Genomic DNA, 16,357 nt, shown 5'->3' with positions numbered 1-16,357 from the left:
ACTGTGTAATATAGCGGTTTTGGGGCTGAATTTCAAATCTGTTCATAATTTAACTTTGTGGATGTTTTGCAAAATATTTATCTTTCCAGGCAAAAGAATGGCTGGAATGCGCTTGTGGCTTGTATTCTGCTGCAGTGAAACCTGTATAGGTACTTTGGTTTAACCACTGAAAAATTTCTGCATAGGGAATTTGTGCAGTATCAGGCTGATGACGTCCCGGACAGTCTGCAAACTGGATGTGTCCAATATCCTGAATATTTTCCTTTAAGCCCTGTAGTACATCTTCACCCATCATCGCCATGTGATAGCAGTCATATTGCATTTTCAGCGCAGGGTGTTGTACTGCTTCCAGCATTTCCTGGGCCTGGGCAATATTCTGCACCAGAAAGCGTGGCATGTCGGTGCCATTAATCATTTCAAACACTGGCTGGATGTTGTGTACAGCAAACATGGAACACGCCAGTTTCAGATTTTTGGCCAGTGTATTTAAGCAGGGCAATAAGTCTGAATCGAGCGGCTGCTTGCCAGCCAAGATATTCACACTGGGTACATTGAGCGCAGTGGCGTATTGAATTGCCTGTTCCAGGGCACGATAAAACTCAATTTCTTGACCCGGTACGCCAGTCAGACCATTTCCGCCTTGCATCAGGTCACCTGCAGGGACATTAATCAGACACAGGCTCAGATCATGCAGGGTCAGTTGGGTCTGAATCTGTTCGATGCTGAGTTCATAGGGAAACTGGATTTCTACATGCTGAAAACCATGAGCCTGCGCCAGAGCAAAGCGCTCAATCAGAGGCACTTCAGTAAAAATCATGGATAAATTGACCGCCAGCTTAATCATGCCTTTACTCCTTGCTCGTTAAAGGAAATGGCCTGCTCAATGTTCAACCAGTTGAATGACAGTTGCCAGATCTGCTTCAGCATAGCCTTTATCTTGATGGGTTTTCAATTGCGAAAGCGCCTGTTTTGCCACAGGAATATCTAAATTGAACTGCTTGGCCAGCTGCACGGCATTATTTAAGTCTTTGGACAGGGTTTGCACTTTCCATTGCACCGGCTCAAAAGTATGCGTCGCCATACGCGGAGCTAAAATCTGGAAAGGTTTCGAGTCAGCAAAACCACCGGCAAGAGCAGGAGCAAGCAAGGTGGTATCTACACCGGCTTGTCCAGCTAAGGCCACTGCTTCGGCAATCAAGGTGCTGTTGGCGGCCACAATAAGTTGGTTGCAAATTTTGGTCGCTTGTCCGGTACCTGTTTCGCCCATACGCGTCACGCGTTGTGAAAGCACATTATAAATCAGCGATAAATTTTGAATGGTGTTGATATCGCCACCGGCGAAAATCACTAAGGTGCCCTGTTCGGCACCTGCCGTGCCACCCGAAACAGGCGAGTCAATCCATTGCACTTGTTGGTTTTGTGCCTGCTGTGCCAGCGCTTTGGTTTTATCCACAGATAAACTGGAAAAATCCACAATCACTTGACCAGCAGTGAGTTGATTCTGGATTTGATCAAATACTGCCTGTACGGCAGCATCATCGGCCAGACAGGTCAGAATCACCGGATATTGCCCAATCTCTTGCAAGTCTAGGCCAGTAGCACCCATATCAATCAGCACGTCACAGGCGGATGCCGTTCTGTTCCATACAGCCACTTCAAAACCGGCCTGAATCAGCCGCGTCGCCATGCGGCTGCCCATCAGACCCATGCCTAAGAATGCGATTTTTGTATTACGATCAAAACTCATGTGTTTTTCTCTAAACGATCCTGTTATTGCGCTATTTTACTTATATTGCCGTGGTAAAAACTGAACCTCCGGGTTTTTGTCTTTTTTACGTGCCAATTTACTGTTTTTACCCAACAGTAATTTCAGTTGCCAGATTTTCTCCAGGCGTAATGATTTTTTCGGTTCGTGTTCCATGGCATCAAGAACCCGTTTAGCGGCCGCCAATGCATCTGGAGAGCGTTGCAACATTTCTTCTGCAATCTCTTGTGCTTTGCTCATTGGGGATTCATCCAGATGTGTCACCAAACCAATCTGTTTGGCATAATTGGCATCAAAAATACGCCCGGTCAAGGTCAGTTCTTTGGCCAGATCAAGACCGATAATGCCTTTAAGGGAACGGGTGAGTCCCATGTCTGGCACCAATCCCCAGCGACTTTCCATAATCGACATTTTGGTGTCCGGATGGGCAATCCGAATATCCGCAGCCAAAGCCAGTTGCATACCGGCACCCAGACAATAGCCTTCAATCGCAGCAATCACTGGTACAGGCAGTTCCTGCCAGATTAAAAAGGCTTTTTGAAACAGGCTTTGTCCCGGTTTTAGCAGTTCCCAAGCTGCGTAAGCGGTATTTTTCGGCGCGTTTAAATCGGCCAGATCAATGCCGGCACTAAATACATGTGCTTCACCGGTTAAAATGACACAGCGGATGGAGCGGTCTTTTTTAATTTGTTTGGCAGCATTGACCAGTTCGCGTAATAAAGCAAAGCTCATGGCATTACGCTTTTCTGGACGGTTTAAGCAAACGGTTGCGATGCCATTATTTTTTTCTATGCGAAGTAACGCCATTGTAGAGACCTGTATTTTTCTATTGTTTTGAGCATAACATGGGTATTTCTCTGATACATGCCGCGATACATGACAGCACAGTCACATCTAAAGATAGACGTGACTTTCAACATTCAGATAACTCCTGATCAGATCCCTGGTCTGTTTAAAATTTGTTGGGAGGCCTGTTCAACCTGCTGAATGACCGACTGTAATTCATCAAAGCGTTTCAAAGTTTCCTGAATAAAGGCTTCATCCGCCTTGCGGCGTTCTTTACGTAAAGCAGAAACAAACTGTTCGAATCCACCGGTGGCTTCCTGAAGGCGAGGAACACCCACATAACGGGTTGCCCCATATAAACGGTGCAGCACATGTTCCAGTTGCGGGAAATCTTCCATTTCAATCAACTGTTGCATTTCATCCAGTTCTGTCGGGAAACTGTCGATGAGCATTTTCAGTAAATCGATGGCCAGATCTTCTTTATTGGCTGCCAGTTGCAGGCTTTGTTGCCAATCCAGAATGTTGGGATCCAGCGCTTCAATCAGAATAGACTTCTCTATACTTTTAGCCTTTTTAAAGCTTTCCGAAGTCCAGTGGGTCAGAATCTGAATAATCTGTTCCATTTGAATCGGTTTAGTGACGTAATCATCCATGCCGACCTGCAACAGTTTCTGCTTTTCATCAGCCAGCGCATGTGCAGTCAGGGCAATAATCGGCAGGCGTTTGTGATTTTCCAAGGTCGACTCTAGCGAGCGAATGGCACGGGTGGTATCAATCCCGGACATTACCGGCATTTGAATATCCATAAACACCACATCAAATGCAGGTAATTCCTGTTCGATGCGCTGCTGAATAATTTCAATGGCTTCCTGGCCGCTTAAGGCCTTGGTGGTGGTGACATTTAATTCTGCAAGTAGTGCTTCCAGAACAATCAGGTTCGGTAAATGGTCATCCACTGCCAATATATGCAGACCCTGTCCATTAAATTCTTCATGTACATCCTGTTCGAAAACAGGCTGATTGCTGAGCAGCTGAATCAAGGCACTACGGCTGAGTGGTTGATACAGTGGACGGGCCCGGTATTCATTCAGCATGCTTGGATCGAGCACCATCTGGTAGCCATACACGGCAATATTGCCATGGTAGCGTTGACGGATTTCTTTCAGCAGGGCTTCGCCATCGCCGCTATGGTCGACAATCAGCCAGGTATTTTCATCGTTATTCGAGAATTTATTCAGCTGGCTGAACAGGTCCAGAATCGAGCCGGTTTCGACATGATGCACACCATAATTTTCCAGATAATGGCGCAAAATGTTGGCGGTTGCAGGATGGGATAAATAGGAAACCACCTGCATTTGTTCAAAGTGCGGATGTACAATTTCAATCTCTTCATCCACCACAAACATGGCGGTAAACCAGAAGGTTGAGCCTTTTTCAGTCGGCGCGCGTTCCTGGTTGTCTTCAAAGCCAATTTGCCCCTGCATCAAATGCACCAGCTGTTTGGAAATGGCCAGGCCAAGTCCGGTGCCGCCAAATTGACGGGTCACCGAAGCATCACCTTGCGAGAATGATTCAAACAGTTTTTTCCGGTCCGTACCACTGAGGCCAATGCCGCTGTCCTGCACGCTAAAGTGTAATAAACATTGCCCGATATCATCATGTTCCATGCGGGCACGGACAATAATTTCGCCATCGGGAGTGAACTTGATGGCATTGGAGATCAGGTTGGTCAGAATCTGCTTGAAGCGTAAGGCATCGCCAATGACTTGCGTTGGCACATTGTCGGCATAATAGAATGCCATATCGATGTGCTTTTGCGCAGCCAATGGCGAGAGCATATCCATCACGTCAAAAATGGCTTCTTCCAGGTCAAACGGGGCCGTTTCCAGTTCCAGCTTGCCGGCATCAATCTTGGAGAAATCCAGCACGTCATTAATCAGCGCCAGCAGATGCGCAGATGATTTACGGATGGTTTGCAAATACAGGTTCTGCTCATTGCTCAGGTTGCCTTGGCGCAGCAATAAATGAATAAAACCGTCAATACTGTTCAAGGGAGTACGCAGTTCATGGCTGATATTGGCCAGAAACACCGACTTTGACTGGTTGGCTGAAATCGCCTGGTCGCGTGCCTGACGATAGGTAATGTTCTGAACTTCCAGGGTATCTAAAGTACGGCGCAAATCATCTTCGGTCTGTTCGGTATGTTCTTTGAGTTCCAGAAAGCTAAAGTGCAGGCGTTTCACCACGTTGGCAATATCGCGCTGCAATAAGCGCAATTCCCCGGTACTGTTAATCACCATGTGCTGATCAAGCGTGTCGGCATTCAGGCGCTGTAACTGCATCCGGATTTCGTACATTGGCGCAATCCAGCGCCGTGAGTAGAAATTCAGGCACAGTAACAGCAGCAATAACGTCAGCAGGCCGGTGGCAATCAGCACAATCATGACCCGGTAGTGGGCAATTTCCAGGGGCTGGTTATCCAGCTCAATTACCAGTGTGGCCGGGTTATCGGTATGTTCATTAATTTTTAAGGCATAGATATGATTGTGATTATGCAGGATAGGCCCGACAAAATCGGCTTTAGCGTCAATCTTGGGCCAAGCTTCCTGATCCTGAAAACCAATACTTAAACGGTTTCTGCCTTGGGGATCGATAATTGCGGCACGAATGAGATGTTTTTCATCCAGCATCACTTGCAGGGTATTACGAGCCTGATCATATTGCCATGGATAGCGGTTGAGCAGATCGAATGCAGCTTCGGCGGTAAGCTGATAGCGGGTCACAATCGCAATAGCCATCTGACGTTGCTGCGCACGTGAGGCATTGGATGTTTCGGATAAAACCAGCAATGCCCCCACACATGCCAAAACCATAATGGGGACAAAAATCATGGCGATGAGTTGTCCATAAGCATGATTTAAGTGTAGACGCTTAAATAACTTTTTATTGATATTTGACATGGTTAAAGCAGTTGATTCCCTATGCTTTGCATATTAGCACGCTTTATTTAAAACTGGCTGTGCTTTAATCACTTTCAATAAAAAGCCTGCTAAATGGGTGCAGGAGGAAGCATTTTTCCATACAATAGGCGCACCTCGATATAGGTGCAAATAATGAGTAATACCACCCCTGATTTCCAAGCTGACGAATTTTTACTGGATCACTATGTAGGAAAAACGCCTCTGGTGCGTTTACAACGTCTGGCAAGTCACACTCAAGCAACAGTATTGGCGAAACTTGAAGGGAACAATCCTGCAGGTTCGGTAAAAGACCGCCCAGCGTACAACATGATTATGCAGGCTGAAAAACGTGGTCAAATCAAGCCAGGCGATACATTGATTGAAGCGACCAGTGGAAATACGGGAATTGCCTTGGCCATGGTGGCTGCCATGCGTGGCTATAAAATGAAACTCATTATGCCTGCAGGTTCAAGTCAGGAACGCAAAGATGCCATGCGTGCTTATGGCGCCGAGCTGATCGAGTCCGAGAATATGGAACAGGCGCGTGATATGGCGCTGCAAATGCAAAAAGAAGGGAAAGGACTGGTCTTGAACCAGTTTGGCAACCCGGACAATGTGGATGCCCATTACCGGACGACTGGTCCGGAAATCTGGCAACAAACTGGCGGTAAAATTACCCATTTCGTCAGTTCTATGGGAACCACAGGCACGATTATGGGGATTTCAAAATACTTAAAAGAACAGAATCCGGATATTCAAATTGTCGGTTTGCAACCTTCGGAAGGTTCCAATATTGCCGGTATCCGTCGCTGGCCACAAGAATATCTGCCTACCATTTTTGATCCGAAACGTGTTGACCGCATTATCGATATTCCGCAAATTGAAGCAGAAAAAACTGCACGTCAATTGGCGCGCAAAGAAGGCATCAGTGCCGGAACCTCATCAGGCGGTGCCGTGTGGGCTTCCATTAAACTGGCGGAAGAAAATCCGGGCGCTGTAATTGTCTGCATCGTTTGTGACCGTGGTGACCGCTACCTGTCTACCGGTTTATTTTCTGTCGTCGATCCTGAATAATTAAAAACTGTGAGATGAAATGCGCCTACCTGTCTTGATTTTTGATATCGAAACGCTGACTGATTTAAAGTCAGGTGCGCATTTATATCATCTGGATTTGCCCGAAGCAGATCTTGAGCAGGCGTTAATGAAACTGCGCCGTCAGGAATCCGGCATGGATTTCCAGCGTTTGCCGCTGCATGAAATTGTCTGTATTTCTGGTCTCTGGATTGACGAAAATGGTGCCATGAAACTGTTTTCATTTAGCCGTGAGCAATACGGCGAAGCAGAGATTTTAAAAAAATTCCTGTCCATTTTTGACAAGCGCCATCCGACCCTGGTGAGCTGGAACGGTTCACAATTTGATTTGCCGGTGATTCTATTCCGTGCCATGTATCATGGTCTATCGGCACCGAGTTTGTTTGATCAGGGCGAAATTGACCAGCAAAAGCGTTATAATAATTACCAGAACCGTTACCATCAGCGCCATGTCGATTTGATGGATGTCATGGCTATGTTCAATGGCCGTCATTTCCAGAAGCTGGATGATGTGGCCCACTTACTCGGTTTCCCGGGCAAGCGCGGTGATGGTGCTTACCATGTTCCAGAATATGTCCGTGAACAGCAGTGGTTAAAATTGACCAGCTACTGTGAAGGGGATGTGCTGAATACCTGGCTGATCTACTTGCGCTGGTTATTGCTCAAGGGGCAGTTACTTAGTGACGATCACCGTTATTGGGTTCAGACCACTATCCAGTATTTACAGCATCAACCGCAACATGCAGATTTTCTTCAGGTATGGCGTGAAACTTCACAACATACCGAGTTTACCGCCACAGATTTTATCTCTCCCACACCCTAGGTATACATGAAACATAGAACCAAGCCACGTCCAGCTCAGCATCCGATTTACACGTTTCAGGTTGAGTCTCTTTCACATGAAGGACGGGGAATCGCGCACTATGGATCGCATCCCGATCATCCGAGTGACAAGCACGGTAAAAAAGTTTTTATTGCCTATGCCTTGCCGGGGGAGACGGTTAGAGTGCAAATTACCCATGTGGTGAAACGTTTAGAAGAAGCCGATTGTGTGGAGGTTCTGAGTGATCCTTCGCATTTGCGTGTTCAGCCGCAATGCCCGCATTTTGGTGTCTGTGGTGGTTGTAATATGCAGCACATCAAAGAAGATGAACAAATTCGGCTCAAGCAGGAAGTCTTGAAGTCGCATCTGGAACATTTTGCCGGCATCCAGCCTGAACAATGGCTCACGCCGTTACGTTCACAACGTGAAGACTACCGTCGTAAAGCGCGTATCGGCGTGCGTTATATTCCAGCTAAAGATCAGTTGGTGGTGGGTTTTCGTGAACGTCAGAGCAATAAACTGACGCCGATTGAGCATTGTATGGTGTTAGATCGTGAGTTCGGTTCTATTCAGGTTTTGAGAGAGTTACTCGAAAGTCTAAAGGGCAAAGCAGCGATTGGTCATGTAGAATTGGCCATGGGTGATGAGGATATTGCACTGCTGGTTCGCCATACTGAAAAATTGTCATCCGATGATGTCAACCGATTAAAACAGTTTGCGTTAAACAGACAGTGGCAACTGTATTTGCAGCCTGCGGGCAGCGACAGTTTGCATCGTGTCGATGATCCGACAGCTGACATGCGTTTGCATTATGCTTTAGATGAATTTGATGTGAAATTTGGCTTTAATCCGCTTGATTTTACTCAGGTTAACTCCACCATTAATCCTCAGATGGTGAAGCTGGCATGTGATTTGCTTCAATTACAGCAAGGTGAACGTGTACTCGACCTGTTTTGTGGTTTAGGAAACTTTTCCTTACCCTTGGCTCGTTGTGTCGGTGAAACCGGAAAAGTGGTTGCTGTGGAGGGAAGTGAAGAAATGGTTCGACGCGGTGCAGAAAATGCCAAGAAAAACGGTATGCATCACGTAAAATTTTATTCACAAGATTTAACAAAAGATTTTTCGCATCATTCTTGGGCAAATCAGGGATTTGATGCATTATTGATTGATCCTCCACGCTCAGGGGCGGAGGAAATAATGTATTATGTGCCCAAATTTGGTGCGAAAAGAATCGTTTATGTATCATGTAATCCTGCCACATTGGCGCGAGACGCGGGTGTGCTGGTGAAACATGGTTATCGATTAAGAAAGGCTGGGGTAATGGATATGTTTACCCATACGGGACATGTTGAATCTATTGCCTTATTCGAAAAATACAACGAAATAAACGATTTATAATATGAAGTGTAAAAAAGTAGGAGTAGGGTATGGTCACAGTACGTGAGCAGCTTCCTGGACGTCTCAATGAGTTGTCGGAGGAAGCGACTGTAGAACATGCCGAACAAGCTCGACAAGATTTGGCTGAATGGTTAAATCGGGTTCGTGGCATATTAGATGATACGGCGCTAAAACAACTCGAAGATGTAGCGCATTTAACCTTGCAGAAAGAACTGCAAAGTACGGTCAACCATCGTTCCAATACCTTTTATACCGGCATTGAAATGGCTGATATTCTGGCGCATCTGCATGTCGATGAAGCGACCTTGTCTGCCGCAATGCTGTATCGTAGCGTTCGTGAAGGCGTGATGACGCTGGAAGAAGTACAGCAACATTTTGGTGAGCAAGTCTATAGTCTGGTGCAAGGGACACTGGCGATGGGTAAGCTGTCCGAGCTGATTGAAAAGAACAAGCGTCTGGAAGATCATTTTAATAACAACCAGCGCGAACATTTAAGCGGCATTTATAAAATGCTGATTGCCGTGACCGAAGATGTTCGTGTGGTGCTGATCAAGCTGGCCGAACGTACCTATGCCTTGCGTGAACTGACTCAAGCTTCTCGAGAACGTCAGGAGCGGGTGGCACGTGAAATTCTGACCATTTACTCGCCTTTGGCACACCGTCTGGGAATTGCCCAGCTTAAATGGGAGCTGGAAGATCTTGCTTTCCGTTATCTGGCCCCAGAGCGCTATAAAGAAATTGCCTCATTGCTGAATGAGAAGCGCCTAGAGCGTGAGCAGTACATTCAGTTTGTGATTGATAAACTGAAAACTGAACTGGCCAGCCATGGCATTGAAGCCGAAATTAGCGGACGGGTGAAGCACATTTATTCGATTTATCGAAAAATGAAAAGCAAGAACTTAAGCTTTGACCAGCTCTATGATATTCGTGCAGTGCGGGTTTTGGTTAAAACCGTACCCGAGTGTTATCATTCCTTGGGTATTGTGCATCAAATCTGGCGCCATATTCCGCATCAGTTTGATGACTACATTACCAACCCGAAGGCTAATGGCTACCGTTCATTGCATACTGCGGTGATTGCCGAGAATAAGTCGCTTGAAGTGCAAATCCGAACCAAGGATATGCATGAAGAAGCCGAGCTTGGGGTATGTTCGCACTTCAACTATAAAGAAGGTGCTAAAAATACCGACCATTCCTTCAATCATCGTTTACATTCATTACGTGCCGTACTGGAACATTATCAGGAACGTAATGATGCCAGCGCGCATAAAGTAGAAGATGAACCAGAGAATTTTGAACAGATTCAAGATTTTGAAGGCTTTGAAAAAATTTATGTGTTTAGCCGTGATGGCGATATTAAAGAGTTACCACGTGGTTCGACTGTTTTGGATTTTGCCTATCACGTGCATACCGAAGTGGGTAACAAATGTTATGCCGCACGCGTGAACCAGCGCTATGTGCCGCTGACCTATACTCTGAAAACCGGTGAGCAGGTTGAAATCTTAACCAAAAAAGATCGCGAGCCGAACCGGGACTGGTTGGTCAATTCACTGGGCTACATTAAAACTGCCCGGGCACGGGATAAGTTACGTCACTGGTTTAGACAGCAAGACCGCAGTAAAAATCTGGAAGTAGGCCGTGAAATTCTCAATAAAGAGCTTTCACGTCTGGCGATTCACCCGAAAAGTATTGATTTAAGTGACTATTGCAATCACTTCAATGTCAAGTTGGGTGAAGACATTCTGATTGGACTGGTAAATGGCGATATCAGCCTGCATTCCTTGATCAATCAGGTTAACCGTCATATGCATATCGGTCAGGACGAGCCTGAACTGGTACTCAAACCGACCTTGAATCCGCGTGCCAGTCATACCTTGTCGGCACACGGCATTTTAATTGATGGTTTGGACAATGTGGAACTGCATATTGCCCAATGTTGTCAGCCGGTGCATGGCGAATCGATTGGCGGTTATATTACCCTGAATCGTGGCGTCAGTATTCACAAGGTGGCCTGTCCGGATTATGTACGCATGATTTCTCAGGAACCTGAACGTGCTGTCGAAGCCGATTGGGAAATGCAGCCGACCCGTGGCCAAAGTGTACAGATTGTGGTGGAAGCCTATGACCGTCGCGGTCTGCTCAAAGACCTGACTCAAGTGATTTTCTCGGATCAGATTAATATTCGTCAGGTAAATACCATTTCTGAAGCGGACGGTATTGCCAACATGAAACTGTTGATTGAGGTTAAAGGTTTGGCCCAGTTATCACGTCTTTTGGCGCGTTTGGAACAACAGCCGGGCATTATCAGTGCGCGCCGTTTGGTGCAAGGCAATTAATTCAACATTGCACTGATGCAATAAAAACCAGCAACACCTGTTGCTGGTTTTTTTATGTTTGATCAATTTTTTAAGGGTTTTCAAATAAAATAAACAATGAAATCAAAAATATAAATTTAAATAATTGATATTGTACAAGATACATTTTGTGTAATTTTTATTACAAATGCTATAATCCCGCCAATTAAAATAGCCTCGAGCTAAAATATTTTTGGGTATGGAAAATTAGGGCAATGCTTCAAATCAATGTGTCACAACTGTGCATAAGTCGTGCCGATGAAACCGTTGCCGCCTTAGAACAAATTCCAGCCATGCAGCGCAGACGTTTGTCAGGGATTGCCAAACTCGCTTTAAGCAGTGCCATTCAATCGCTGAATGCTGAACGGGCAGATTATATTGTTTGGGCTTCGCAATATGGCGATGAACATAAAACTTTAAACATTCTGGCTGATGTGCTGCAAGATCAGACGCCATCACCCACCCAGTTTTCCACGTCGGTGCATAATGCGATTGCCGGGTTATATTCGATTTTGTGTCAGGATGCGACCCCGTCGACCAGCCTGGCGGCTTCGTGGAGTGAAGCGCTGATTGAAGCCTATGCCTGGTTAAAAACCACAACGCAACCCAATCCACGCGTTCTGGTGGTGTATTATGACGAGGCATTACCGGCACTTTATCAGGAAGCTGAGCCTTTTACAGCTTTTGCCATGTCGGCAATTGTTGGTCTTGACGTACCCAACCTGCAACTGGATATGCAAGCACTAGGCAATCATTGCCATAAATATAAAGATGCACTCAATTTTCATGATTTCTGGCAGCAATCTGCACAAAATCAAGTTCCCCTGCATACTCAGGCGTGGCAAACATGTTAAAACCAGATCAACTTAAACAAAAAGCCAACTACCTGTGGCGTGTGGGCGCAACTGGGTTTAGTTTTGCCAGTTTTGGTATTGGCGGTGTGGCCATTGGCGGACTGGTTGCCCCTTTGGTCAATTTATCGACCCGCAATCCGGACTTGCGTCAGCAGCGTGCGCAAAAGGTGATTAAGCATAGTTTCAAGGGCTTTACCGAAATGATGGTCAAGCTGGGAATTATGACCTATGACATCGAGGGGTTGGAAAAATTACAGCACAGTCAGCAGGAACTGGTGATTGCCAATCATCCGACACTGGTGGATGTGGTGGTGCTGATCGGGCTGATGGAACAGGCCAACTGTGTGGTCAAGCAAGCACTGTGGTCGAATCCCTTTACCAAAGGTCCGGTACAAAGTGCCGGTTATATTTTAAATGCCGGTTCTGAGCAATTTATCCATGACTGCGTGGAAAAGCTCCGGCAGGATCAGGCGGCATCGCTGCTGATTTTTCCGGAAGGAACACGGACCGCCAAAGGGGAATTGCTGAATGAGTTTCAGCGTGGGGCGGCCAATATTGCCATTCGCGCCAATGTGCCGATTCGTCCGGTGCTGATTAACTGTACCCCTTCAACCTTAACCAAGAATGAAAAGTGGTATCACATTCCTTCACAGCCCTTTCATATTCAGGTGAAGGTACTGGATGCCATTCAAGTCGATGATCTTTTGGAAGATGCCAGCGTAAATCCCAAAAATGTGCGTCAGCTCAATCATCAATTACACCAATTTTTTAACCAAGAGTTATCTAAAAAATGAGCAATCTTGCTGATGAATTAAAGCAAATGATTATTGATGTTCTAGCCCTTGAGGACATCAGCATAGAAGATATTGACACCGATGCCCCTTTATTTGGCGATGGTTTGGGTCTGGATTCTATTGATGCCCTGGAACTTGGCCTGGCTTTGAAAAAGCGTTACAACATTCATTTGAATGCTGAATCGGCAGAAACCAAACAACATTTTAAATCAATTCAAAGTCTGGTTGCTTTGGTTGAAGCACAGCAACAGGTATAAGAGGTAGTCATGCTAACTCAGGAACAAGTACTGGAAAAACTTAGAGAATGGATGGAAGATCTGTTTGAAATTAGCCCTGAAGATGTGCAGCTGGATGCCAATTTGGCGAATGATCTGGATGTCGACAGTATTGATGCAATTGATCTGGTGGTCAAAATCAAGGAACTGACCGGCAAGCAGGTCAATCCTGAAGATTTTAAAAATGTCCGTACGGTGCAGGATGTGGTAACCGTAATTCAGAACATGTCTGCTGCATGAAATGGCTCTTGAAAGGGATAGTGGCAATTGGCTTGCTTCTTTATCCCTTTTTAGTGGGTTATAGCCTGGCCCATGGACAATATGTCTGGGTCAGCAGCCTGCTGATTGTTTTGGGACTCTTGCGCCTGTTCAGTAAGGGCAATGCCTTGCTGTGGCCTTTAACCGGCTTTGCCATTTTGTGTGGTAGCTTGAGCCTGATTTTAAAAGATCATGCCTGGCTGAAACTGTATCCGGTGTTAATGAGTGTCGGGGCATGTATGATTTTTGCCTCGACGTTAATTCGACCACCTTCCATGATTGAGCGTTTTGCCCGGTTGGCAGAACCGGATTTACCCGAAGCAGGTGTGATCTGGACCCGTAAAGTCACCATGATGTGGTGCGGTTTTTTTGTATTGAATGCCTTGATTGCCTTGGCGACAGTCTTGTTTGCTTCCATGCAGACTTGGGTGCTATATAACGGCTTTATTTCCTATGTGTTGATGGGGCTACTATTACTGGGCGAATTTATCTTGCGTAAGCGGCAACAGCGCTTAAATCAAATTCAGGAATAAAAATAGAATATTATGTTGTGTCATTTTCAAAGTCATCTTCATTCACAGAAAGCACTGTGCATTCAGCCTGATTTAAGCCAAATCCGCTTTCAGGATTTCTGGCAGGATGTGATACAACAAAGCCAGGCCATTGAGTCACTTGTACAGGACAGCTGGGCGCTTTGGGAACCTGACAGTTACCAGTTTTTAGTACTGCTGTTTGCGGCACTGCTGGCCAAAAAACAGGTATTACTACCTCCGCACCGGGTCAGTGACTTAGAAAAAGAACTGGCTGAACAGAACATTTATTTTTTACAGCGTCAGCCTGTAGCTGTTTCCCACAACCAGCCGATTCAACTCAATCTGGATGATGCCTTTTTAAATCAGGCGCAAATCTATTTTTACACTTCAGGCTCCACCGGGCAGCCGAAGAAAATTCCACGCAGCTTGCGCCAGTTGCTCAATGAAGTACAGGGGCTGGATGCCAGTTTTCAGTTGCCTGAGCAGGCGATTGCGATTGCCACAGTGAGCCATCAGCATATTTATGGCCTGCTGTTTAAGTTGCTCTGGCCACTGGCAAGCGGTCGCTGTTTTTATCAGGCACAGTTGGCCTTTCCGGAAGATGTGGCCGACATCCAGAAAAAACTCAGTACATTCAAGATTGATAATTATGTGATTTCCAGTCCGGCCCTGTTAAAGCGCTGGACCCATGATGTCTTGTTGCAAGATTGCCTGACCGTTTATTCATCCGGTGGGAAACTGGAATCTGGAGTGCGTCCTTATTTAAACAGACCGATTAGCGAAGTGTTTGGCAGTTCGGAAACCGGGGGAATTGCCCATCGCCAGCAGGATGATGCCTTGTGGATGCCTTTTGCCAATGTCGATATTCAGGCCAGTGAGCAGCAGGAACTCCAAGTTAGAACCAATCATGCTTTTAGCGCAGACTGGATTTTCACTGGCGATAAGGTCGAAGTTATTGAGCCGGGCAATTTGAAAAGTCCATTTCATGTGTTGGGTCGCTTGGACCGGATTGTCAAACTGGAAGAAAAACGTTTAAGTCTGGATGCCATCGAGCAGAAAATTATCGAGCTGGATGACATCGTACAGTGTCATGTGCTGATTCTTGAACGGGAACATCGTCAGATTTTAGCCTGTGTTGCGGTATTGTCAGAGCAGGCCAGATTGCAGTTACAGCAAGGCTCCAAAGCACAATATGTGGCAGCCATCAAAGCACAGTTAAAGGCCAAGCTGGAAGGCATTGCCATTCCAAGACAGTGGCGTTTTTTGACACAATTACCGCAAAATGCCCAATCCAAGCTGAATAAACACTACATGAAATCCTTATTTCAGCCGATGTTGTTGCCTATAGTACTGGAACAGCACCATGAGTCAGAGCAGGTCAGCTATCGTTTGGAGTTTTCACCTGAGCTGGAATGTTTTAAAGGGCATTTCCCCGGCAAACCTATTTTTCCGGGTGTAGGACAAATCGGTTTTATCCAGCATTTTGCCCGTCAGAGCTGGGCAGAGCTGGAATGGTGTAACGGTTTTGAGCAATTAAAATTTCAGGACCTGATTCAACCGTATATGGTGTTGCAACTGAAATTGACCAGAAAATTGCACAAAGTCAGTTTTGAGCTTTGCCATGCAGAGCAGACCTTGGCCTCTGGTCGATTGCTGTTTCATATACCTACCGAACCTGCTTAAAAAGGACGATTTATGCAGCATTGTTTTGTCATTCCGGTATATAACCATCCTCATTATATTGAGGCGTTAGTGACTCATCTGGACCAGTTTCAAATGCCGATCATCTTGGTGAATGATGGCAGTGATGCCGCATGTACCCAGCTGTTACATGATATTGCAGCACAACATTCATTGGTTGATCTGGTTGAACACACGCATAATCAGGGCAAAGGACAGGCTGTCATCACTGGTTTGCGCCATGCCCACAAGCTCGGTTTCAGTCATGCTTTGCAGCTCGATGCTGACGGTCAGCATGACTGGCAGGATGTGGCAAAATTCCTGCAAATTTCCCAGCAACACCCGGATGCGATGGTTATCGGTCAGCCAGTTTTTGATGCATCGGTGCCGAAAAAACGCCTTTATGGCCGTTATGCTACGCATATCTGGGTCTGGATTAACAGCTTGTCTTTGGATATCAAGGATAGCATGTGTGGTTTCCGGGTCTATCCCTTAGCACCTACCATTCAGGTGCTGGATTCGGCAAAGTTTCAGCCGCGTATGGGCTTTGATAGCGAGATTCTGGTGCGTCTGAAATGGGCCAATGTATCTTTTATCAATGTGCCGACCAAAGTCATTTATCCGGAAGATGGCATTTCCCATTTCAACGCCTGGCGTGACAACTGGGGAATGAGTCAGACCCATGCCAAATTGCTGGGTGGGATGCTCATTCGTTTGCCGCAATTATTGCGACAAAAAATGCAAGGTTGATGCTGTGGCTGATCTGAACCCGACCCAATGGAATG

Annotated in this window: 15 protein-coding genes; 11 read left to right on the top strand and 4 right to left on the bottom strand. The window is 46.1% G+C overall.

Annotated elements, in window-relative coordinates; translation table 11 throughout:
* Window positions 1–49: 49 nt before the first annotated feature.
* The 4 genes from FTT83_RS04620 to FTT83_RS04605 all read right to left on the bottom strand — a co-directional run bounded on the left by FTT83_RS04620 (window position 50) and on the right by FTT83_RS04605 (window position 5,511).
* Window positions 50–844, bottom strand: coding sequence for a hydroxypyruvate isomerase family protein (locus FTT83_RS04620; RefSeq protein WP_180042777.1), 795 nt, complete (start codon window positions 842–844; stop codon window positions 50–52).
* Window positions 845–880: 36 nt separating this feature from the next.
* On the bottom strand, window positions 881–1,747 hold the full coding sequence (locus tag FTT83_RS04615; protein ID WP_180042776.1) for an NAD(P)-dependent oxidoreductase: 867 nt from the start codon (window positions 1,745–1,747) through the stop codon (window positions 881–883).
* Between the two features lie 36 nt (window positions 1,748–1,783).
* A complete protein-coding gene (locus FTT83_RS04610) occupies window positions 1,784–2,572 on the bottom strand; it encodes a crotonase/enoyl-CoA hydratase family protein (RefSeq protein ID WP_180042775.1) in 789 nt (262 codons plus the stop codon).
* 128 nt (window positions 2,573–2,700) lie between these two features.
* Window positions 2,701–5,511: an ATP-binding protein gene (locus FTT83_RS04605; RefSeq protein ID WP_180042774.1), complete on the bottom strand. Its 2,811-nt coding sequence runs from the start codon at window positions 5,509–5,511 to the stop codon at window positions 2,701–2,703.
* A 153-nt stretch (window positions 5,512–5,664) separates the two neighbouring features.
* Here FTT83_RS04605 and cysM point away from each other — a divergent pair, with 153 nt between their 5' ends.
* The 11 genes from cysM to FTT83_RS04550 all read left to right on the top strand — a co-directional run bounded on the left by cysM (window position 5,665) and on the right by FTT83_RS04550 (window position 16,322).
* Window positions 5,665–6,585, top strand: a complete 921-nt coding sequence (gene cysM / locus FTT83_RS04600; protein WP_086195860.1) for a cysteine synthase CysM — start codon at window positions 5,665–5,667, stop codon at window positions 6,583–6,585.
* A 19-nt stretch (window positions 6,586–6,604) separates the two neighbouring features.
* Window positions 6,605–7,426: a 3'-5' exonuclease gene (locus FTT83_RS04595; RefSeq protein ID WP_180042773.1), complete on the top strand. Its 822-nt coding sequence runs from the start codon at window positions 6,605–6,607 to the stop codon at window positions 7,424–7,426.
* A 6-nt stretch (window positions 7,427–7,432) separates the two neighbouring features.
* Window positions 7,433–8,824, top strand: a complete 1,392-nt coding sequence (rlmD, locus tag FTT83_RS04590) for a 23S rRNA (uracil(1939)-C(5))-methyltransferase RlmD (RefSeq protein WP_180042772.1) — start codon at window positions 7,433–7,435, stop codon at window positions 8,822–8,824.
* Window positions 8,825–8,853: 29 nt separating this feature from the next.
* On the top strand, window positions 8,854–11,160 hold the full coding sequence (locus tag FTT83_RS04585) for a bifunctional (p)ppGpp synthetase/guanosine-3',5'-bis(diphosphate) 3'-pyrophosphohydrolase (RefSeq protein ID WP_086195857.1): 2,307 nt from the start codon (window positions 8,854–8,856) through the stop codon (window positions 11,158–11,160).
* 233 nt (window positions 11,161–11,393) lie between these two features.
* Window positions 11,394–12,032: a beta-ketoacyl synthase chain length factor gene (locus tag FTT83_RS04580; protein WP_180042771.1), complete on the top strand. Its 639-nt coding sequence runs from the start codon at window positions 11,394–11,396 to the stop codon at window positions 12,030–12,032.
* A complete protein-coding gene (locus FTT83_RS04575; protein ID WP_373456104.1) occupies window positions 12,017–12,826 on the top strand; it encodes a lysophospholipid acyltransferase family protein in 810 nt (269 codons plus the stop codon). The genes FTT83_RS04580 and FTT83_RS04575 overlap by 16 nt, the downstream gene beginning before the upstream one ends.
* The gene (locus FTT83_RS04570; RefSeq protein WP_086195854.1) at window positions 12,823–13,083 is read left to right on the top strand and encodes a phosphopantetheine-binding protein; all 261 of its coding nucleotides are present in this window, start codon (window positions 12,823–12,825) and stop codon (window positions 13,081–13,083) included. Before FTT83_RS04575 ends, FTT83_RS04570 begins: the two co-directional genes overlap by 4 nt.
* Before the next feature lie 9 nt (window positions 13,084–13,092).
* Window positions 13,093–13,341, top strand: coding sequence for an acyl carrier protein (locus FTT83_RS04565; protein WP_180042769.1), 249 nt, complete (start codon window positions 13,093–13,095; stop codon window positions 13,339–13,341).
* The gene (locus tag FTT83_RS04560) at window positions 13,338–13,892 is read left to right on the top strand and encodes a septation protein IspZ (RefSeq protein ID WP_180042768.1); all 555 of its coding nucleotides are present in this window, start codon (window positions 13,338–13,340) and stop codon (window positions 13,890–13,892) included. Before FTT83_RS04565 ends, FTT83_RS04560 begins: the two co-directional genes overlap by 4 nt.
* Before the next feature lie 12 nt (window positions 13,893–13,904).
* On the top strand, window positions 13,905–15,575 hold the full coding sequence (locus FTT83_RS04555; protein WP_180042767.1) for an AMP-binding protein: 1,671 nt from the start codon (window positions 13,905–13,907) through the stop codon (window positions 15,573–15,575).
* A gap of 12 nt (window positions 15,576–15,587) precedes the next feature.
* The gene (locus FTT83_RS04550) at window positions 15,588–16,322 is read left to right on the top strand and encodes a glycosyltransferase family 2 protein (protein WP_180042766.1); all 735 of its coding nucleotides are present in this window, start codon (window positions 15,588–15,590) and stop codon (window positions 16,320–16,322) included.
* Window positions 16,323–16,357: the final 35 nt, after the last annotated feature.

This window comes from Acinetobacter sp. YH01018, from assembly GCF_013420295.1.
GTDB lineage: Bacteria > Pseudomonadota > Gammaproteobacteria > Pseudomonadales > Moraxellaceae > Acinetobacter.
Note: the sequence above shows the minus strand (reverse complement) of the source record. Positions and strands in the feature narration are given on the sequence as shown.

Coding starts and splice junctions, on each gene's coding strand:
- FTT83_RS04620 (WP_180042777.1), bottom strand. CDS start 844: ATGATTAAGCTGGCGGTCAATTTATCCATGATTTTTACTGAAGTGCCT.
- FTT83_RS04615 (WP_180042776.1), bottom strand. CDS start 1,747: ATGAGTTTTGATCGTAATACAAAAATCGCATTCTTAGGCATGGGTCTG.
- FTT83_RS04610 (WP_180042775.1), bottom strand. CDS start 2,572: ATGGCGTTACTTCGCATAGAAAAAAATAATGGCATCGCAACCGTTTGC.
- FTT83_RS04605 (WP_180042774.1), bottom strand. CDS start 5,511: ATGTCAAATATCAATAAAAAGTTATTTAAGCGTCTACACTTAAATCAT.
- cysM (WP_086195860.1), top strand. CDS start 5,665: ATGAGTAATACCACCCCTGATTTCCAAGCTGACGAATTTTTACTGGAT.
- FTT83_RS04595 (WP_180042773.1), top strand. CDS start 6,605: ATGCGCCTACCTGTCTTGATTTTTGATATCGAAACGCTGACTGATTTA.
- rlmD (WP_180042772.1), top strand. CDS start 7,433: ATGAAACATAGAACCAAGCCACGTCCAGCTCAGCATCCGATTTACACG.
- FTT83_RS04585 (WP_086195857.1), top strand. CDS start 8,854: ATGGTCACAGTACGTGAGCAGCTTCCTGGACGTCTCAATGAGTTGTCG.
- FTT83_RS04580 (WP_180042771.1), top strand. CDS start 11,394: ATGCTTCAAATCAATGTGTCACAACTGTGCATAAGTCGTGCCGATGAA.
- FTT83_RS04570 (WP_086195854.1), top strand. CDS start 12,823: ATGAGCAATCTTGCTGATGAATTAAAGCAAATGATTATTGATGTTCTA.
- FTT83_RS04565 (WP_180042769.1), top strand. CDS start 13,093: ATGCTAACTCAGGAACAAGTACTGGAAAAACTTAGAGAATGGATGGAA.
- FTT83_RS04560 (WP_180042768.1), top strand. CDS start 13,338: ATGAAATGGCTCTTGAAAGGGATAGTGGCAATTGGCTTGCTTCTTTAT.
- FTT83_RS04555 (WP_180042767.1), top strand. CDS start 13,905: ATGTTGTGTCATTTTCAAAGTCATCTTCATTCACAGAAAGCACTGTGC.
- FTT83_RS04550 (WP_180042766.1), top strand. CDS start 15,588: ATGCAGCATTGTTTTGTCATTCCGGTATATAACCATCCTCATTATATT.